The sequence below is a fragment of the Streptomyces sp. WMMC940 genome (assembly GCF_027460265.1).
GTDB lineage: Bacteria > Actinomycetota > Actinomycetes > Streptomycetales > Streptomycetaceae > Streptomyces.
Genome location: NZ_JAPZBC010000001.1, coordinates 3,599,016 through 3,616,947 on the forward strand (window position 1 = coordinate 3,599,016; position 17,932 = coordinate 3,616,947).

Genomic DNA, 17,932 nt, shown 5'->3' on the forward strand with positions numbered 1-17,932 from the left:
CTTCGGCAACGCGTGTCGCGCGCACAAGTGGCGGAGGCTTGGGGCACATTGCGGATGCCCGGCATGCCCTGTCGTGCTTTTCTGTGCTGTTACGTCTTCTGTAACGATCCGTCACCCGGGCCGGAAACCCCGAGAACCGGGGATTCTCCCGGCCCACCCGAATGAAGCTCCCCGTTCGGATGTTCCTATCGGAGTCCTCTCGCCGGTCACGGGCGGGGACGGCGGCCGGTCCGGGCCCCGTGAACGCACCCGGCACGAGAAGGCCGCCCTTCCCGCCGCGGCGGGAAGGGCGGCCCGAGGCGCCCGTGCAGGCGATCAGTCGTTGACGCAGGCGTTGCCGAAGGCCGGGTTCAGCAGACCGACGACGTCGGCGGTGTTGCCGCAGACGTTGACCGGAACGTGGACCGGAACCTGGGCCAAGTTGCCGGAGAGCACGCCCGGCGAGTTCGCCGCTGCGGCCTCCGCGCCGCTGTCGGCGGCGGCGATGCCGGTGGAACCCGCAACAGCGGCGGCGGCGAGGGTGGACAGGACGAAAGCCTTCGCGGTACGCGACATGGAGAAGCACTCCTTGGTCAAAATGTTCAGTGGCCGTGCGTGACTGCCCGGTCCGATGGTTCAACGGCAGCGAGGTCTGCCAGGTTGTGCGGCCGAAGGAGTGAACAACCGGTCGGCGCACAGGGTTGCGGGCGTCCAGCGGCGTGCCCGCCGGACGCCCGCACGCGTCAGTCGTTGGCGCAGACGTTGCCGAAGGCCGGGTTCAGCAGACCGACGACGTCGACGGTGTTGCCGCAGACGCCCACCGGGACGTGGACCGGAACCTGGGCCACGTTGCCGGACGCGACGCCGGGCGAGCCCTCGGCGGCACCGGCCGCGCCGCTGTCCGCGACGGCCATGCCCGCACCGCCCATGATCAGGGCGACGCCCGTGCCCGCAAACACGACCGACTTCGCGATTCGCTTCATTATTTCTTCCTTCCGGGGGGTTAGTGATGCGGCGCAAGCAACAACGAGGGCACCCGAAGTCCGGACACGGAGGAACGCCAAAAGGATTAATCCGCACCCTGACGTTCCGGTCCGGACAGGGAAAGAACGGTCCGGCGCCGGAATGAATTAGGGCTAGAGTCACCTCTCGCGCCGGCTCCGCGAAGAGCGCACGAAGCCGCCCCCCACCGGCCCGCTCATGTGAATAGCCTTGGATATGAATCGGAATCGACGATCCGCGCAGCATGCTGAGTCCCGGCAGCAGCCGGATCACCTTCCGATGCCCCGTGCACCGGAATTCCCGCCGGCCCTTCCGTCCGGAGAGGGCCCCGACCCGGTCCGGCGCACCGTCCAGCGCCCGCCGTCCGGCCCGGGCTCGGCCCCGCGTGCGGGCCGGACGGTCGTGCTCCACGTCGTCCAGCAGGCCGACGGCGGGATGGCCCGGGTCGTCCTGGACCTGGTGGCCCATCAGGTCCGCGGAGGAATCCCGGTGGCGGTGGCCTGCCCGGGCGGCGGCATGCTCGCGGACGCCGTGCTCGCGCTCGGTGCCGGTGTCCACCGGTGGCGTGCCGGCAAGAGGGCCGGCCCACTGCTGCCCCGCGAGGTGGGGCAACTCTCGAGGATCGTCGCCGTGGCGGGCCCACGGCTGGTGCACGCCCACGGGCCCAAGGCCGGGCTCGCCGCCCGGCTCGCGCTGCGCGGCCGGATCCCCACCGTCTTCCAGCCGCACGTCTGGTCGTTCGGTCAGGCCGGCGGCGTCCTGGCCGGTCCAGCCCGCCGCTGGGAGCGTTACGGGGCCCGCTGGGCGGACCGGATCGTCTGCGTCAGCGAGACGGAGCGGCGCAGAGGCGCGGCGGCCGGCGTCGAGGCGCTGTGGACCGTCGTCCCCAACGGCGTGGACACCGAGCGGTTCCGGCCCGCCGCGGACGGAGCGCGGCGGAACCTTCCGCCGCTGGTCGCCGACCTGCCCGCGTCCGCGCCGCTCGTGGTGTGCGTGGGACGGCTGTGCCGGCAGAAGGGGCAGGACGTGTTGCTGGCGGCATGGGAGCAGGTCCTGCGCAGACTGCCGAACGCCCGCCTCGTGCTGGTCGGGGACGGCCCCGGGGCCGACGCCCTGCACGCGTCGGCCCCGGCGTCCGTCCGGTTCGCGGGCGACCAGCCGGACTCCGCGCCCTGGTACCGGGCGGCTGACCTGGTCGTCGTCCCGTCGCGCTGGGAGGGCATGGCCCTGACGCCCCTGGAGGCGATGGCCTGCGGCCGGCCGGTCGTGGTCACGGATGTCGCGGGAACACGGGAGAGCCTGCCCCCGGGGCACGCGCTGTTCTGCACGACGCCCCCGCAGGATCCGTACGCCCTGGCCACGGCCGTGGGCGACCTGCTGCTCAACGGCCCGCTGCGCAGGACGCTCGGTCGCCAGGGCCGCCAGCACGTCCTCGCCGCACACGACGTACGGCACAGCGCCTCCGCGATCGCGAACGTCTACCGCGAGGTGTCGGCCGCCCGGCCCGCGGTCGGCGGCACGACGGGAGACTGACGACCGCGCTCGAGCACCCCGGCCCGTAGGCGGGGCCGTTCCCGGAACGCGTCCGCCCGGCGAGGGCCCGCCCCGGGCCCGTCGTCGGCCGGACGGTCCGTCCGGACGCGAAACGGCCGGGAGGGTCCGATGAGGGGACTCTCCCGGCCGGGTTCACACGGGGGCGCGGCCGTTCAGCGACGCGCGGCGGCCGTCCCGCGGCGGTACAGCAGGGCGCCGCCGGCCAGCAGACCGACCGCGGCGGCACCGGCCGCCAGCGTGCCGGCGTTGCCGCCGGTCTGGGCCAGCTGCTCCGTCGTCGAGGAGTCGACGACCCGGTCGTCGACCGGGGTGTCCACCACGGGGACCAGGACCTCGGGCACCTCGGGGATCTCGGGCACCTCGGGCACCTCGGGGATCTCGGGGGTGACCGGGATCTCCGGCGTCTCGGGCGTCTCGGGGGACTCCGGCGTGACCGGGGTCTCGGGCACCTCCGGCGACTCCGGCGTGACCGGGGTCTCGGGCACCTCCGGCGACTCCGGCGTGACCGGGGTCTCGGGCACCTCCGGCGTCAGCGGCGTCTCGGCCGTGCCGTTGCCGCAGTTGTTGCCGCCCGCCGGGTTCAGGGCGCCGATGACGTCGATGGTGTTCCCGCAGGCGTTGACCGGGATGTCCACCGGCACCTGGACGTTGTTGCCGGAGGCGACGCCCGGGGAGCCCACAGCGGCACCGTCCGCGGACGCGCCCGCGGATCCGGCCGCGCCCTCGTCGGAGGCGTTGACGCAGGCGTTGCCGAACGCGGGGTTGAGGACCCCGACCACGTTCAGGGAATTCCCGCAGACGTTGACCGGCACGTGCACGGGGGCCTGGACGTTGTTGCCCGACAGTACGCCGGGCGAGTTCGCGGCCTCGGCGTCGGCCTGGGAGTCGGCGCTGGCGTACACACTGGTCAAGGACAGAATCCCGGTGGCCGCCGCGGCCGTCAGAATTCCCTTGCTGATGACCTGTCGCATGTTGTTGTTCTTCCCGCTTTCGCTTCGCGAGCCGATCCCGGGGCGGTGCCGCAGGGCACGCCCCAGGACCGACGGAAAACGACCCTTCAGGGCTGTATGCGAGGACTGGATGTCAGTCGTTCACACAGAGGTTGCCGAACGCAGGGTTCAGCACGGCAATGAGATTGACGGAGTTGCCGCAGGCATTCACCGGAATGTGTACCGGAATCTGGATGACGTTCCCGGAGAGCACTCCCGGCGAGCCGGCCGCGACACCGGTCGCACCGGAGTCCGCGAGCGCGGGCGAAGCCATTCCCATGGCCATCACGAGTCCCGCCAGCACCGTCGTGGTCCTTCTGAACTTCATATCGGATTCCTTCTGTTCGGCGGTCGGAGTGAGTGCCGTGGAAATGCACGGGCAATGCCACGACGCTCTGCCAACGAGCCGTGCCGACCGAAGAAACCCTTCTGCGGCCCGGGACCCCGCTCAATTCACTCGAATGCCCGGACGGCCGAACCCGACGACCGGGCCGGAACGGGTGCTCAGCCGTTGCCCTCGCCGTTGCCCGAGAGCACCGGGATGTCGGAGAGGATGTGCGACAGGGCCTCGTCGCCCTTGGCCTGGGTCGAGTTCTCCGTGCACTGCTGGGCCTGCGGGCTCGACAGGACGTTGAGGTCCTGGACGCCGACCGGCACCAGACCGACGAGCGAACCGGCGTTGGCCTTGGCGGGCAGGCCCACGCAGGGCTTGTTCAGCGAACCCTGGACCAGGGCGAGCTGCGGGCTCTGGGCGCCGTAGGTGGCCGAGTTGCCGAACACCTGCGAGGCACCGACGCCACTGGCGGACGTCGTACCGGTGTCGTCGCCGATGGCCAGGGCCTGGGGGGCGGCGGCGGCCGAGGCACCGATTACGGAGGCCGTGACCGCAGCCGCAGCCATAACCTTCTTGATCATCACTTGCTTGCCTTTCTGCAGGAACACTCCAGCTCGTCTGCGCACCGACTCAAACTGGACGGAGGACGTTTGGTTGCGGGGCTTCACCCGAACAGCCCTCATGACGCGTCGTTCGCGACGCGCGCCCGAAGGCCGCCGGCGGGTGAGGGAACCGCCTGGCCGGAGGGCACGCGGACCGCCGTCGGCACCGTCCTTTGGAGTGAAGCGGAGGAACCAAGTCCGCTGGTCCGAGTTGGTCAGGAGGCTCCGGGAAACGGGCACCTCAGTCCCCTCTCAGAACCCCGGGAACCCGGAACCCCAAGGACCCTGAACCCAGGAAAGGGATCAACTCGTGCTGAAGAAGGCTATGGCGGCTGCGGCCGTCACCGCGTCGGTCGTCGGCGCCTCGGCCGCGGCGGCGCCGCAGGCCCTGGCCGTCGGCAATGACACGGGCACCACGTCGGCCAGTGGTGTCGGCGCGTCGCAGGTGTTCGGCAACTCCGCCACGTACGGCAACATGAGCCCGCAGATGGCACTCGTCCAGGGTTCGCTGAACAAGCCCTGCGTGGGCCTGCCCGCCAAGCTGAACGCCGGTTCGCTCGTCGGTCTGGTGCCGGTCGGCGTCCAGGACCTCAACGTCCTGTCGAGCCCGCAGGCCCAGCAGTGCACGGAGAACTCGACCCAGGCCAAGGGCGACGAGGCCCTGTCGCACATCCTCTCCGACATCCCGGTGCTCTCGGCCAACGGTCAGAGCAACGGCTGACCCTCGGCCACGCCGACCGGGCCGGGCCGTTCGCGGTGCTCCGCGGCGGCCCGGCCCGTTCGCGTGGGCGCCCGGAGCCCTGTCGGAGGCCGTGTCGCCGCGCCGACGTACCGCGCCCGCCGGTGGGAGCGGCGGCCGCTCACCAGCGGGGCCAGGACCAGGAGACGAGGTCGGACCACTCACGGTCATGGACGCCGGGAACGGCCCTCCCCTGGGCGTACCAACTGGCCATGAGAGACGCGTAGATGGGCTCCACCGAGCGGTCCGCGACCGGCCGGGCCGCCGGCCTCACCCGGTCCACCGGCTCCCTCGCGCCTTCCGGTTCCCTGCGGCTCGCCGGAATCAGCCCCTGCCGTTCCCAACGGCCCTTGTGCTCCGCCATGCCCCCAATATCCCTTACCGCCCGGGCTCGTTGGTGCGAAAGAACCGAACGTCCCGAACAGCGCCCTCCGCGCTGGGCCGATCGGGTTACAGGCCGCAACCGGGGCGCGCAGGCCGGTGTTGATCACTGCGTCCATCATTCACCGGTGGAGTGCGCATCCCGACGCCCCGAACATCGCGAACCTCCCCGAAGGGAATCACCATGAAGAAGCTGTGGGCAGCAGCAGCCGTGACCGCGTCCGTGGCCGGAGCCGCGCTGACCGCCGCCCCGCAGGCAATGGCCATCGGCGACGACGGCGGCACCACGTCGCTGAGCGGCAACGACGCCGCGCAGGTCTACGGCAACTCGGCCACCTACGGCGCCCAGAGCCCGCAGCTCAGCGCCGTTCAGGGTTCGCTGAACAAGCTGTGCGTGGGCCTGCCCGCCAAGCTGAACGCCGGTTCGCTCGTCGGTCTGGTGCCGGTCGGCGTCCAGGACCTCAGCGTCCTGGCCAACCCGCAGGACCAGCAGTGCGCCGAGAACTCGACCCAGGCCAAGGGCGACGAGCCGCTGTCGCACGTCCTGGACGACGTCCCGGTGCTCTCCGGCAACGGCGTCAACAACCACTGATCCCGTACACGCCACGGTTCAGGGCCCAGGGGCCCGGCTCGGCCGACCGCTACTCGCGGTTCGGCGGGCCGGGCCCCCGCGCGTAGGTCCCGGACCGGCTCCCGGCCTCCGGCTCGGCGTCCCGCCCGTCAGCCGCGCTTCACCGCGCGCAGTACCACGAACTTCGGATTGCTCGCGACGGTCTCGCAGTTCCCGAAGATCCGGCGCAGTTTGACGTGGTAGCCGAGGTGCCGGTTGCCGATCACCCACAGCTCGCCGCCGGGGCGCAGGGCCCTGCGGGCGCCGGTGAACATGCGCCACGAGGTGCTGTCGGTCAGCGCCCGGTGGGTGTGGAAGGGGGGGTTGTTCAACACCAGGTCGACGGACTCGCGCTCGGTCCCGGACAGCCCGTCGCCGACGGCGAAGGCGGCACCGGCGGACGGCCCGGTGTTCGCCCGGAAGGTGGCCTCGGCCGAGGCGACGGCCTGGAACGACTCGTCCGTGAACACCACCTCGGCCTCCGGGTTGGCGACCGCCACGGCCGTACCGACCACGCCGTTGCCGCAGCCCAGGTCCACGACGCGGAGCGGACCGCGGCGGTCGGGGAGGTGTTCGAGGAAGAAGCGGGTGCCGATGTCCAGGCGGTCGGCGCAGAAGATCCCCGCGTGATTGGTCACCGGGCGTCCCGACATGACGCCGATGCCGGCCGGAAGCGTGTAGCTGCGGGGCCAGGGGGCGTCCGGGACGGCCGCGGGTCCGGTGCGGTCCGGTTCGGGGGCGCAGTGGATGAGCCTGGCCTTCTTGACCGCCAGTGATGTGCGGGTGGGGCCGATGATCCGCTCGAAGAGCTTCAGCGTGGAGGTGTGGATCTCCGTCACCATGCCCGTGCCGACCACGAGCGTGTCGGCGGTCAGCCGGGGCGCGAGCCGCTGGAGCTGGTCCTCGAGCAGCGCGAGGCTCTTGGGGACGCGGACCAGCAGTACGTCGATCCGGTCCGGCGGGGTGTCCTGGGTCGACAGCAGCCGTACGCCGTCGGCCTCGGCGGCGGAGCGGTTGCGGACGAGATTGGCGCGGGTCGCCCGCTGGGTGAGAAAGGAGTCGGTGATCTGCACGGGCCGGTGCGCCGCGAGTGCCGTGACCAGCGCTCCCCAGCGGTCGCCCACCACGACCACGGTGCCGCCGAGCGTCTCGCCCTCCAGGTGGCGCAGCAGGTACTCGTCCGAGGCGTCCCAGGCGCGGAGCCGGTCACGGGGGTCCTCGGGGAAGCGGGTGAGCCCGAGGTCGCCCCATGACGTGGTGAAGATGTTCATCGTGCTCTCAGGCTACGCGGCCGCCTTGCCGAGCTCCGCGGCGCCGAAGGAGACGTCGAAGCGGTCGCACCAGATGGTGACGCTGGTCAGGCGGTTGAGATCGGCGTCGGCGGGCAGCGCGTAGTTCTGGTCGCCCTTGTTGCCCTTCAGCTTGCCGAGGCTGACGTACTGCCCGTCGTCGAAGACGTGCCAGCCGTCCTTGCCCTCCTTCACCGGCGCGTCGGTGAGCCAGACGCGCAGGTCGGGGCCGCTGCTGGTGTCCAGGCCCTCGATCCGGAGGGTGCGGGAGCCGTCCGCGAGCCGGACGATCTTCACACTGCCGTTCGTGGCGTGCTCATGGCTAATGAAGCTTCCCGTGGCCAGCACCTCCGGCGCGGACGCGGCCGGCGGCGCCGTGTCCGCGGACGCCCCCGGTCCGTCCGGCGAGGCCGGTGCGGCCGGGGCGGCCGCGGGCAGTTCCTCGCGCACGGTCTCGTCCACCCAGAGCTTCCAGGGCTGGAACCAATACAGCCCGGCGACGGCCACCACCGCGACCACCACCAGCCCCACGATCACCACGGGTCTGCGTACCACCGATGTCCTCATGGCTCCATTCAAGTCGCACAGGACCGCGAAAGGAACGTTCCCGGTGGTGACGGAAGTCTTACGCCCGCCGACCGCTCCGCCGGTCGAGCTGGGTCACCACGCCGGCGTGGAAGCGGTCGACGGCCCGGTCGACGCTGCGGATGAACCCGGATTCCGCGTTGCCGCGGGTGTTGCCCATGCTCTTGAACAGCGAGAGCCGGAAGCCGGTGATCTGCGCGTCGTCCCGGGGGAGGATGTCGCCCGGCTCCGGACGCAGGCGTTCCAGGGTGCCGCGCGGGCCTCCCGCCGATCCGTCGGTCAGCGTCTCGACATGGAGGTCGGCGGGGGCCTCGGCCAACTGCCGCACGAGCCGCTTCGCCCATGTCAGTGGGTACCCCTGCTCGGGCGCCGGGATCTCGATGGACGTACGGAGTTTCCCGGTCCGCAGATCAGCGGTGATCGCCATGATGCCGGGAGTCCCCTCGATGCGCAGTTCGGCGGTGAGCCGTCCCTCCGTGCAGAGGTCGTCCGCGAGCCCCGCACGGCGGAAATCGGGGTCGGTGCCGCGCTTCGCGCGCTGCACGGGCAGGACCTTCTGGCCGAGTTCACCGCCGAGCCGGAGACAGACCTGCCGTATCAGCCTCTCCCAGTTCTCGACGACCTCCACGGCGCGCCGGTCGCCCTGGCACAGGGTCTCCTCGTCGATGCCCCGTCGTACGGGGACCCAGGCGGGCCCCATGTTCTGGAAGCCGTGGCAACCGGAGTTCTCGTGCTGGAGGTAGTGCAGCAGCTCCTGAAGGAGCCAGGCGTGGGCGGCGTTGCCCACGCCCTCGTGCCGGATCAGCATCTGCGCCTGGTGGGCGACCTCGGCCCAGGAGAGGTGCCACAGCGCGACCTTGTTCCTGCGACGCCCGTCGATCTTCACGTCGACGAGTGGCCGGCCCTCCAGGGCCACGTCGTTCGTGAGCGTGATCACGGCCTCGTAGCCGCGACGTGCGGCGATGTCGACGTAGTCCTGGACCTGGTCCGGCTTCAGGGCGTTGCCGTTGGTCTTCGTCTCGATGAGCGCCGTCCACAGCTTGCCCGCACGTTCCATCCGGATCACCCCGTCCGGCCTCCGGGGTGTGTCGCCGTGCGGCAGTGAGACCTCCGTGAACGTCTCCGCCCGCCCGGCGGGTGCGCCGAAGCCGGCCGTGAGCCGCCGGCCGAACTCCGGAACCTGGGACATCACCGACAACAGGACGGAGGTGGCGCGCATTTCGCGCTCACGGTCGCTCTTCAGCACGGAAACGGGGAACAGACGAGCGGTCCTCCAGGAGTCGTTCTCGGCGAGGGACTTCCTCGCCGCCTTCGGCAGGGTGACCTTCTTCCTGACCGTGCGGGTCCGGTGTCCGGAGGGCTTGCCGGCGGTGGTCTCCCGGGCCGGCTGCCCGGTCCGGGGCAGCGCCGTCTCCGGCGCGGGCTCCTGCGCGGTGGGCGCCGACGCGGCCTCCGTGGCGTCGTCCCGCCCGTCGTCCGTGTCGTCCTCGATCGCGATCCCGAAGTCGGTGGCGAGCCCGGCCAGTCCGGAGGCGTACCCCTGACCGACGGCACGGAACTTCCAGCTCTCGCCGCGCCGGTAGAGCTCCCCGAAGATGAGCGCGCTCACGTCGCCGGCGTCCGGGACGGCATAGCTCAGCAGCCGTTCGCCGGTGCGGTCGGCGAGGGTGAGCCGGAGCCCGTCGAGCTCGCTGAACCGGGCGCCCTCGTAGCGGCTCGCAGTCACCACGATCCGGTCGACGTCCGCGGGGATCGCGGCCAGATCGAGGGTGATGCGGTCCTCGTCGCCCTCCTCCGCCGGGATCTTGCCCAGTAGCTGGACGGAACCGTCCGCGGCCGTGGGGTTGTTGTAGAAGAAGAAGTCCGCGTCGCTGCGGACCTTGCCGTCCGCCCCGAGCAGCAGCACCGACACGTCGGCGTCACCGTCACCGGCCGGGCTGCTCCATCTCAGGCTGACGATGACCGCCTGGGCCTCGTCGCCGAGAGCAGCCAGATCGATGTTGGCTCCGCTGACCATCTCACGCATGAGGCCCCCCTGATGCACGCTGCTTCCGGCTCACCGGGCAGCCCGAAAGACACGCGGGGTGACCCACCTCACACCCCGGCACGTGAGTGAACCCTAGCGCTCCGTACAGGGAATTCGGGGTGTCCCAGACAAAAACGGAAGCACTCCGGCCGTCGCCGGTCCGGTCCGGACATCGCCGGGCGGTGGCCGGGTACGGCCGGAGTGCTTCCGCGGTGGGGCCCCGGTCAGCCGTCGCCCTCCAGGTCGCCCTCCGTCTCGAGGAAGACCTGGCGCAGGGCGTCGACGACCACCGGGTCGGGCTTCTCCCACATACCGCGGGACTCCGCCTCCAGCAGTCGTTCCGCGATGCCGTGGAGGGCCCAGGGGTTGGCCTGCTGGAGGAACTCGCGGTTCTCCGGGTCCAGGACGTACGCCTGGGCGAGCTTGTCGTACATCCAGTCGGCGACCACGCCCGTCGTGGCGTCGTAGCCGAACAAGTAGTCCACTGTGGCGGCGAGTTCGAAGGCGCCCTTGTAGCCGTGGCGGCGCATCGCCTCGATCCACCTGGGATTGACCACGCGGGCCCGGAAGACGCGGGAGGTCTCCTCGACGAGGGTGCGGGTGCGGACCGTCTCCGGGCGGGTGGAGTCGCCGATGTACGCCTCCGGCGCGGTGCCGCGCAAGGCGCGCACGGTGGCGACCATGCCGCCGTGGTACTGGAAGTAGTCGTCGGAGTCGGCGATGTCGTGCTCACGGGTGTCGGTGTTCTTCGCCGCGACCGCGATCCGCTTGTACGCCGTCTCCATCTCCTCCCGCGCCGCCCGGCCTTCGAGGCCGCGGCCGTAGGCGTAGCCACCCCACACCGTGTAGACCTCGGCGAGGTCGGCGTCGGTGCGCCAGTCGCGGGAGTCGATCAGCTGCAGCAGTCCGGCGCCGTACGTGCCCGGGCGGGAGCCGAAGATACGGGTGGTGGCGCGCCGTTCGTCACCGTGCTCGGCGAGGTCGGCCTGGGCGTGGGCGCGTACGAAGTTGTCGTCGGCGGGCTCGTCGAGCGAGGCGGCCAGCCGGACCGCGTCGTCGAGGAGGCCGATCACGTGCGGGAACGCGTCGCGGAAGAAGCCCGAGATGCGCAGGGTGACGTCGATGCGGGGGCGACCGAGCTCGGCGAGCGGGACCGGTTCGAGGCCGTTGACGCGGCGGGAGGCGTCGTCCCAGACGGGGCGGACGCCGAGCAGCGCCAGCGCCTCGGCCACGTCGTCGCCGGCGGTGCGCATCGCGCTCGTGCCCCACAGGGACAGTCCGACGGACGTCGGCCAGGAGCCGTTGTCCGTGCGGTAGCGCTCCAGGAGGGATTCGGCGAGGGCCTGACCGGTCTCCCAGGCGAGGCGGGAGGGCACGGCCTTGGGGTCGACGGAGTAGAAGTTCCGGCCCGTCGGTAGGACGTTGACCAGGCCGCGCAGCGGCGAGCCGGACGGTCCGGCCGGGACGAAGCCGCCGTTCAGCGCGTGGACGGCGTGGTCGAGTTCGTCGGTGGTGGCGGCGAGGCGCGGGACGACCTCCCGGGCGGCGAAGTCGAGGATGTCGGCGACGGCCCCGCCGTGGCCCTCGGCCACGGCGGCGACGGCGGCCGGGTCCCAGCCGGCGTCCTCCATCGCCTCGACCAGGGCGCGGGCCCTGGCCTCGGCCTCGTCGGCGGTGGTCCGGGTCGCGGCGGACTCGTCGAGGCCGAGCGCCTCGCGCAGTCCGGGCAGGGCGGTCGTGCCGCCCCAGATCTGCCGGGCACGCAGGATCGACAGGACGAGGTTGACCCGCTCGGGGCCGGTGGGCGCGCTGCCGAGGACGTGCAGTCCGTCGCGGATCTGGGCGTCCTTGACCTCGCAGAGCCAGCCGTCGACGTGCAGCAGGAAGTCGTCGAAGCCGTCGTCGTCGGGGCGGTCCTGCATCCCGAGGTCGTGGTCGAGCTTCGCCGCTTGGATCAGGGTCCAGATCTGGGCGCGGATCGCGGGCAGCTTCGCCGGGTCCATGGCGGAGATCTGGGCGTACTCGTCGAGCAGTTGCTCCAGGCGCGCGATGTCGCCGTAGGAGTCGGCGCGGGCCATCGGCGGGACGAGGTGGTCGACGAGGGTGGCGTGGACGCGGCGCTTGGCCTGGGTGCCTTCTCCCGGGTCGTTGACCAGGAACGGGTACACCAGCGGCAGGTCGCCGAGCGCGGCGTCGGGCGCGCAGGCCGCGGACAGCCCGGCGTTCTTGCCGGGCAGCCACTCCAGGTTGCCGTGCTTGCCGAGGTGGACCATCGCGTCCGCGCCGAACCCTCCCCCAGAGCCTTCGGCCTGGGAGGCACCCCCATTCGACTGCGGGGACGCGATCCAGCGGTAGGCGGCGAGGTAGTGGTGCGAGGGCGGCAGATCGGGGTCGTGGTAGATCGCGATCGGGTTCTCGCCGAATCCGCGTGGCGGCTGGATGACGATCAGCAGGTTGCCGCGGCGCAGGGCGGCCAGGACGATGTCGCCCTCCGGGTTGCGGGAGCGGTCCAGGAACATCTCGCCGGGCGCCGGGCCCCAGTGCTCCTCGACGTGCTCGCGCAGTTCCTGCGGCAGGGTCGCGTACCAGCGCTTGTAGTCGGCGGCCGGGATGCGGACCGGGTTCCGGGCGAGCTGCTCCTCCGTGAGCCAGTCCTGGTCGTGGCCGCCGGCCTCGATGAGCGCGCGGATCAGTTCGTCGCCGTCGCCGGACGCCAGGCCGGGGATCTCCTCGGTACCGAAGTCGTAGCCCTCGTCGCGGAGCCGGCGCAGCAGCGCCACGGCGGAGGCCGGGGTGTCGAGGCCGACGGCGTTGCCGATGCGGGAGTGCTTCGTCGGGTACGCGGAGAGGACGAGCGCGAGGCGCTTCTCGGCGTTGGGGATGTGCCGCAGCCGGGCGTGGCGCACGGCGATGCCCGCGACGCGGGCGGCGCGCTCGGGGTCGGCGACGTACGCCGGGAGGCCGTCCTCGTCGATCTCCTTGAACGAGAACGGCACGGTGATGAGGCGACCGTCGAACTCGGGGACGGCGACCTGGCCAGCGGCGTCCAGCGGGGACAGCCCTTCGTCGCTCTCCTCCCAGGCGCTGCGCGGCCCGGTCAGGCACAGGGCCTGCAGCACGGGCACGTCGAGCGAGGCGAGCGCGCCCGCGTCCCACGCCTCGTCGTTCCCTCCGGCCTGGGCCTCGGCGGGTCGGGTGCCGCCGGCGGCGAGGACGGTGGTGACGACGGCGTCGGCGTCGCGGAGCCGTTCCAGCAGCTCCGGCTCGGGGGCGCGCAGCGAGGCGACGTAGAGCGGGAGGGCCCGGCCGCCGGCGTCCTCGACGGCGTCGCACAGGGCGCCGACGAAGGCGGTGTTGCCGCTCATGTGGTGGGCCCGGTAGTAGAGCACGGCGACGACCGGGCCGCTGTCGCGACGCGGGGTGCGCTCCAGCTCGCCCCACGTGGGGGCGGGCGCGGGCGGTGCGAAGCCGTGGCCGGTGAGCAGGACGGTGTCCGACAGGAACCGGGCGAGCTGCTCCAGGTTGTCCGGGCCGCCGTGGGCGAGGTAGGCGTGGGCCTCGGCCGCGATGCCGATGGGGACGGTGGACGTCTCCATCAGCTGGGCGTCCGGGGCCTGTTCGCCGGTGAGGACGACCACCGGCCGGCCCTGCGCCGACAGCGCGTCGAGGCCCTCCTGCCAGGCGCGGACACCGCCGAGGAGGCGCACGACGACCAGATCGATGCCGTCGAGGAGCTCGGGGAGCCGGTCGAGTGGGAGGCGGGAGGGGTTCCCGAAGCGGTACCGGACCGGGCCCTCGGCGGCGCGGGCGCTGAGCAGGTCGGTGTCGGAGGTCGACAGCAGCAGGATCGTCGCGTGCGTCATCGCGTGCGCAGGCCTTCCTCGGGGTTTCCGCGCCCCGGGTGGTCGTGGTCGGCGGGAGTTCCTGACTCACCGGACCCCGTCGCCGGGACCCGGTTCACAGTGGCGGGACCGCGCCGGATTCCCACCGGGCTTCCTCCCTAGGGCCCTGGGACCCTGTGCCGTTCTGCATAGTAGAGGCTGCGGCCCGCCGGCAGGGCGGCCACCTGGAAGGACGTGGGTATGCTCGCCGCCATGCCGCCCACACCCACAACACCCCCGGACCGGGGCGAACCCCGCATACGGGACCGGAGTGACGCCTGCCCGGGCGCGCTGCGGCTGCATGCGGCGGACGACGGGCGGCTGGCCCGACTCCGCCTTCCCGGCGGTTTGCTGACCGAGCATCAGCTGCGTGTGCTGGCCACCGCGGCCGAGCGACTGGGCGACGGGGCTCTGAGCGTCACCTCCCGGGGGAACGCCGAGCTGCGCGGCCTGGCGGACGGCTGCGGGGCGGAACTGGCGGAACTGCTGCGTGACGCCGGGCTGCTGCCCGCCGAGGCCCATGAGCGGGTGCGCAACGTCGTGGCCTCGCCGCTGGCCGGACTGGACGGACTCGGCAGCGCCGACGTGCAGTTGTGGGCCCGGGAGCTGGACGCCCTGCTGTGCGCGAGCGACCGGGCGGCGAGGCTCTCGGGCCGGTTCCTGTTCGCCCTGGACGACGGCCGGGGCGATGTCGCCGGACTCGGCGCGGATGTGACGTTGCTCGCAGGGACGGACGGGCGCGCGGTGCTGCGGGTCGGGCGCCACGCCTTCCGTGTACGTGCCACCGACGCCGCACGCGCGGCGCTCGCCGCGGCGGAGGCGTTCCTGACCGCGGCCGCCGGGGCGGGCACGGGCGCGTGGCGCGTGCGGGAGCTGCCGGAGGGGCAGGACATCGACGTGGACGGGTGGCTGGTGCGAGCGGGGGTGGCGGCGGAACCGCTCCCCCTCCTCACCGGAACGGAATGCTCCACCCCGGATCCGGCCCCGGGCCCGCCTGTGGATCGGCCCGAGGGGCCCGGCACCGGACCGCTGCCCGGTGTCGTGGAGGGACCGGACGGCTGGACCGTGTCCGTCGCCGCTCCACTCGGTCGGCTCACCGTCGCGCAACTGCGGCAGCTGCTGCCGGCGCCCGCGGACGAGGTGCGGCTGACCCCGTGGCGCGGGGTCGTCGTGCCGGGGTTCGCGGACCGCGGCACGGCGCGGGCGCGGCTCGACACCCTCGGGCGGGCGGGTCTCGTCACCGGCACCGACTCGCCCTGGTGGGGGGTGGGCGCGTGCACCGGCCGGCCCGGATGCGCCAAGTCCCTGGCCGACGTGCGGGCCGACGTGACCCCCGGCCGGGGCGGCCTGCCCGTGTACTGGTCGGGCTGCGAGCGGCGCTGCGGCCGTCCGCAGGGGGAGTACGTGGACGTCGTGGCCACCGGGGACGGCGCGTACCGGGTGACCGCGCACGGCACTTCCGTACCCGTGCCGTCCCGCGCCGAGCTCGAAGGCACCATCGCCACAGCCCGAACCCGTACGACGAAATGAGCGACAAGACCGTGTTCGACTACGAGAAGGACGGCGCGGAGATCTACCGCCAGTCCTTTGCCACGATCCGCGCAGAGGCCGCGCTCGACGCGCTCCCGGCCGACGTCGGCCAGGTCGCGGTGCGGATGATCCACGCCTGCGGCATGGTCGACCTCGTCCGCGACCTCGCGTACTCGCCCGGGGTGGTGGCCCGGGCCCGAGAGGCGCTGCGCTCAGGGGCCCCGATCCTGTGCGACGCGCAGATGGTCGCCAGCGGCGTCACCCGCAAGCGGCTGCCCGCGGGCAACGAGGTGATCTGCACGCTGTCCGAGCCGTCCGTGCCGGAACTGGCCGCACGGCTCGGCACGACCCGCAGCGCCGCCGCGCTCGAACTGTGGCGGGACCGCCTCGAAGGCTCCGTGGTCGCCGTCGGCAACGCCCCCACCGCGCTCTTCCGGCTGCTGGAGATGATCGACGAGGGAGCGCCCCGCCCGGCCGCCGTCATCGGCGTGCCGGTGGGCTTCATAGGCGCGGCCGAGTCCAAGGACGCCCTCGCCGCGCACGGGGGTGGTCCGGAGTACCTGGTGGTGCGCGGCCGGCGCGGCGGCAGCGCCATGGCCGCGGCCGCGATCAACGCGATGGCGAGTGAGGCGGAGTGAGCACACAGCGGACCGGAAGGCTGTACGGCGTCGGGCTCGGCCCCGGGGACCCGTCGCTGATGACGCTCCGGGCGGCCCGGGTCGTCGCGGAGGCGGACGTCGTGGCGTACCACTGCGCCCGGCACGGCCGTTCCATCGCCCGCTCGATCGTGGCGGAGCACCTGCGCCCCGACCACATCGAGGAGCGGCTGATGTACCCGATCACCGTCGAGACCACCGACCACCCCGGCGGCTACCGGGGGGCGCTCGACGACTTCTACGAGGAGGCCGCGGCCACGCTCGCGGCGCATCTCGACGCCGGGCGGACGGTGGCCGTGCTCGCGGAGGGCGATCCGCTCTTCTACGGCTCCTACCAGCACATGCACAAGCGGCTCGCCCATCGGTACCCGACCGAGGTGATCCCCGGCGTGACCTCGGTGAGCGCGGCGGCCGCGCGGCTCGGGGAGCCGCTGTGCGAGGCGGAGGAGGTGCTGACGATCGTCCCGGGCACACTGCCCGAGGAGGAGCTGGCGGCCCGTCTCGCCGCCACCGACTCGGCGGTGGTGATGAAGCTCGGCCGGACCTTCCCCGCCGTGCGGCGGGCACTGGAGCGGGCGGGCCGGCTGGAGGACGCGCGCTACGTGGAGCGGGCCACGATGGCCGGCGAGCGCACGGAGCGGCTGGCGGAGGTGGACCCGGAGTCGGTGCCGTACTTCTCGGTGGCGGTGCTGCCGAGCCGGATCGACGAGGTGCGGCCGGAGGCGCGGCCCCGGGGCGAGGTCGTCGTCGTGGGCACCGGACCGGCCGGGCCGCTGTGGCTGACGCCCGAGACCCGCGGCGCGCTCGCCGCCGCCGACGACCTGGTCGGCTACACGACCTATCTGGACCGGGTGCCGGTGCGGGCGGGGCAGCGCCGCCACGGCTCGGACAACAAGGTGGAGTCCGAGCGGGCGGAGTTCGCCCTCGACCTCGCCCGGCGCGGCCGCCGGGTGGCCGTGGTGTCGGGCGGCGACCCCGGGATCTTCGCCATGGCCACGGCCGTGCTGGAGGTCGCGGCGCAGGAGCCGTACGCGGACGTGCCCGTGCGCGTGCTGCCGGGCCTCACCGCGGCGAATGCCGCCGCGGCGCGCGCCGGGGCACCGTTGGGGCACGACTACGCCACCATCTCCCTCTCCGACCGGCTGAAGCCGTGGGAGGTCATCGCGGAGCGGCTGACGGTGGCGGCCCGTGCCGATCTCGTCCTGGCCCTCTACAACCCCGGTTCACGCAGCCGGACCTGGCAGGTCGCCAAGGCCCGTGAACTGCTGCTCGGCCACCGCGCTCCGGACACCCCGGTCGTCGTCGCGCGCGATGTGGGCGGTCCGGAGGAGAGCGTGCGGATCGTGCGGCTCGGCGAACTCGACCCGTCGGTGGTGGACATGAGGACCCTGCTGCTGGTCGGCTCGTCGCAGACCCGTACGGTGCGCCGCGGTTCGGGCGAGGAGATCGTCTGGACCCCGCGGACGTACCCGGATCCGGACACCGCACACGTACCCGTGGACGACTCGGCACTGGAGTGAGACCGCGCCGGGCGAGGTCCGGCGGGGGAACGGGATTCGAAGGCGGCGGAGGCTCGGGGCCGGTTCGGGTCCGGGCCCAGGTCCGGTACCGCCCGGTGCCGGTCCGCCGGTACCGCCCGGGTCCGCCGGTCCGGCGCGGTGCGGGTCCGCCCTTCCGGTACGGGTCCGCCGGTACGGCGCGGTCCGGTGCGGTCCGGTGCGGTGCGGGTCCGGTTCGACCGGGGGTGGGGCCGGGCGCGGGCGGCGTACCCGGAC

The 17,932-nt window shown here is 72.8% G+C and carries 16 protein-coding genes and 1 riboswitch; of the genes, 6 read left to right on the forward strand and 10 right to left on the reverse strand.

Annotated features, from left to right (window positions below):
- Window positions 1-315: 315 nt before the first annotated feature.
- Both O7595_RS15795 and O7595_RS15800 read right to left on the reverse strand, forming a co-directional pair.
- A complete protein-coding gene (locus O7595_RS15795) occupies window positions 316-555 on the reverse strand; it encodes a chaplin (protein WP_269729323.1) in 240 nt (79 codons plus the stop codon).
- Window positions 556-722: 167 nt separating this feature from the next.
- The gene (locus tag O7595_RS15800; protein WP_093653916.1) at window positions 723-962 is read right to left on the reverse strand and encodes a chaplin; all 240 of its coding nucleotides are present in this window, start codon (window positions 960-962) and stop codon (window positions 723-725) included.
- A gap of 298 nt (window positions 963-1,260) precedes the next feature.
- Here O7595_RS15800 and O7595_RS15805 point away from each other — a divergent pair, with 298 nt between their 5' ends.
- On the forward strand, window positions 1,261-2,514 hold the full coding sequence (locus tag O7595_RS15805) for a glycosyltransferase family 4 protein (protein ID WP_443071634.1): 1,254 nt from the start codon (window positions 1,261-1,263) through the stop codon (window positions 2,512-2,514).
- 173 nt (window positions 2,515-2,687) lie between these two features.
- Here O7595_RS15805 and O7595_RS15810 read toward each other — a convergent pair whose 3' ends face one another.
- The 3 genes from O7595_RS15810 to O7595_RS15820 form a co-directional block, all read right to left on the reverse strand.
- Complete coding sequence (locus O7595_RS15810; protein WP_269729324.1) at window positions 2,688-3,506, reverse strand: chaplin; 819 nt, start codon at window positions 3,504-3,506, stop codon at window positions 2,688-2,690.
- A gap of 112 nt (window positions 3,507-3,618) precedes the next feature.
- Window positions 3,619-3,852, reverse strand: a complete 234-nt coding sequence (locus tag O7595_RS15815) for a chaplin (RefSeq protein ID WP_269729325.1) — start codon at window positions 3,850-3,852, stop codon at window positions 3,619-3,621.
- A 176-nt stretch (window positions 3,853-4,028) separates the two neighbouring features.
- Entirely contained in the window at window positions 4,029-4,439 is a 411-nt protein-coding gene (locus O7595_RS15820) for a rodlin (protein WP_027734391.1), read from the reverse strand.
- 331 nt (window positions 4,440-4,770) lie between these two features.
- On the opposite strand from O7595_RS15820, the gene O7595_RS15825 reads away from it, so the two are divergent.
- Window positions 4,771-5,181: a rodlin gene (locus O7595_RS15825; RefSeq protein WP_269729326.1), complete on the forward strand. Its 411-nt coding sequence runs from the start codon at window positions 4,771-4,773 to the stop codon at window positions 5,179-5,181.
- Between the two features lie 139 nt (window positions 5,182-5,320).
- Here O7595_RS15825 and O7595_RS15830 read toward each other — a convergent pair whose 3' ends face one another.
- Entirely contained in the window at window positions 5,321-5,563 is a 243-nt protein-coding gene (locus O7595_RS15830) for a hypothetical protein (protein WP_269729327.1), read from the reverse strand.
- Between the two features lie 201 nt (window positions 5,564-5,764).
- Between O7595_RS15830 and O7595_RS15835 the strand changes: the two genes are divergently transcribed.
- Window positions 5,765-6,172: a rodlin gene (locus tag O7595_RS15835; RefSeq protein ID WP_269729328.1), complete on the forward strand. Its 408-nt coding sequence runs from the start codon at window positions 5,765-5,767 to the stop codon at window positions 6,170-6,172.
- A gap of 128 nt (window positions 6,173-6,300) precedes the next feature.
- Here O7595_RS15835 and O7595_RS15840 read toward each other — a convergent pair whose 3' ends face one another.
- From O7595_RS15840 to cobN, 4 genes are all read right to left on the reverse strand, one after another.
- On the reverse strand, window positions 6,301-7,461 hold the full coding sequence (locus O7595_RS15840) for a methyltransferase (protein ID WP_269729329.1): 1,161 nt from the start codon (window positions 7,459-7,461) through the stop codon (window positions 6,301-6,303).
- A gap of 12 nt (window positions 7,462-7,473) precedes the next feature.
- A complete protein-coding gene (locus tag O7595_RS15845) occupies window positions 7,474-8,046 on the reverse strand; it encodes a DM13 domain-containing protein (RefSeq protein WP_269729330.1) in 573 nt (190 codons plus the stop codon).
- Window positions 8,047-8,104: 58 nt separating this feature from the next.
- On the reverse strand, window positions 8,105-10,090 hold the full coding sequence (locus O7595_RS15850) for a TerD family protein (RefSeq protein WP_269729331.1): 1,986 nt from the start codon (window positions 10,088-10,090) through the stop codon (window positions 8,105-8,107).
- Window positions 10,091-10,314: 224 nt separating this feature from the next.
- Window positions 10,315-13,953 carry a cobaltochelatase subunit CobN gene (cobN, locus tag O7595_RS15855; protein WP_269729332.1) on the reverse strand — a complete coding sequence of 1,213 codons (3,639 nt, stop codon included), beginning with the start codon at window positions 13,951-13,953 and terminating at the stop codon, window positions 10,315-10,317.
- A gap of 37 nt (window positions 13,954-13,990) precedes the next feature.
- Window positions 13,991-14,127: riboswitch (cobalamin riboswitch) on the reverse strand.
- Window positions 14,128-14,184: 57 nt separating this feature from the next.
- On the opposite strand from cobN, the gene O7595_RS15860 reads away from it, so the two are divergent.
- The 3 genes from O7595_RS15860 to O7595_RS15870 are packed head-to-tail and all read left to right on the forward strand — an operon-like array spanning window position 14,185 to window position 17,677.
- Window positions 14,185-15,501 (forward strand): hypothetical protein, encoded by a 1,317-nt coding sequence (locus tag O7595_RS15860; RefSeq protein ID WP_269729333.1) that lies wholly within the window; start codon window positions 14,185-14,187, stop codon window positions 15,499-15,501.
- The gene (locus O7595_RS15865) at window positions 15,498-16,139 is read left to right on the forward strand and encodes a precorrin-8X methylmutase (RefSeq protein WP_269729334.1); all 642 of its coding nucleotides are present in this window, start codon (window positions 15,498-15,500) and stop codon (window positions 16,137-16,139) included. The genes O7595_RS15860 and O7595_RS15865 overlap by 4 nt, the downstream gene beginning before the upstream one ends.
- The gene (locus O7595_RS15870; RefSeq protein ID WP_269729335.1) at window positions 16,136-17,677 is read left to right on the forward strand and encodes a precorrin-2 C(20)-methyltransferase; all 1,542 of its coding nucleotides are present in this window, start codon (window positions 16,136-16,138) and stop codon (window positions 17,675-17,677) included. The genes O7595_RS15865 and O7595_RS15870 overlap by 4 nt, the downstream gene beginning before the upstream one ends.
- The last annotated feature ends 255 nt before the right edge of the window (window positions 17,678-17,932 follow it).

Coding starts and splice junctions, on each gene's coding strand:
- cobN (WP_269729332.1), bottom strand. CDS start 13,953: ATGACGCACGCGACGATCCTGCTGCTGTCGACCTCCGACACCGACCTG.
- O7595_RS15800 (WP_093653916.1), bottom strand. CDS start 962: ATGAAGCGAATCGCGAAGTCGGTCGTGTTTGCGGGCACGGGCGTCGCC.
- O7595_RS15795 (WP_269729323.1), bottom strand. CDS start 555: ATGTCGCGTACCGCGAAGGCTTTCGTCCTGTCCACCCTCGCCGCCGCC.
- O7595_RS15810 (WP_269729324.1), bottom strand. CDS start 3,506: ATGCGACAGGTCATCAGCAAGGGAATTCTGACGGCCGCGGCGGCCACC.
- O7595_RS15860 (WP_269729333.1), top strand. CDS start 14,185: ATGCCGCCCACACCCACAACACCCCCGGACCGGGGCGAACCCCGCATA.
- O7595_RS15835 (WP_269729328.1), top strand. CDS start 5,765: ATGAAGAAGCTGTGGGCAGCAGCAGCCGTGACCGCGTCCGTGGCCGGA.
- O7595_RS15815 (WP_269729325.1), bottom strand. CDS start 3,852: ATGAAGTTCAGAAGGACCACGACGGTGCTGGCGGGACTCGTGATGGCC.
- O7595_RS15845 (WP_269729330.1), bottom strand. CDS start 8,046: ATGAGGACATCGGTGGTACGCAGACCCGTGGTGATCGTGGGGCTGGTG.
- O7595_RS15830 (WP_269729327.1), bottom strand. CDS start 5,563: ATGGCGGAGCACAAGGGCCGTTGGGAACGGCAGGGGCTGATTCCGGCG.
- O7595_RS15820 (WP_027734391.1), bottom strand. CDS start 4,439: ATGATCAAGAAGGTTATGGCTGCGGCTGCGGTCACGGCCTCCGTAATC.
- O7595_RS15840 (WP_269729329.1), bottom strand. CDS start 7,461: ATGAACATCTTCACCACGTCATGGGGCGACCTCGGGCTCACCCGCTTC.
- O7595_RS15850 (WP_269729331.1), bottom strand. CDS start 10,090: ATGCGTGAGATGGTCAGCGGAGCCAACATCGATCTGGCTGCTCTCGGC.
- O7595_RS15805 (WP_443071634.1), top strand. CDS start 1,261: ATGCCCCGTGCACCGGAATTCCCGCCGGCCCTTCCGTCCGGAGAGGGC.
- O7595_RS15865 (WP_269729334.1), top strand. CDS start 15,498: ATGAGCGACAAGACCGTGTTCGACTACGAGAAGGACGGCGCGGAGATC.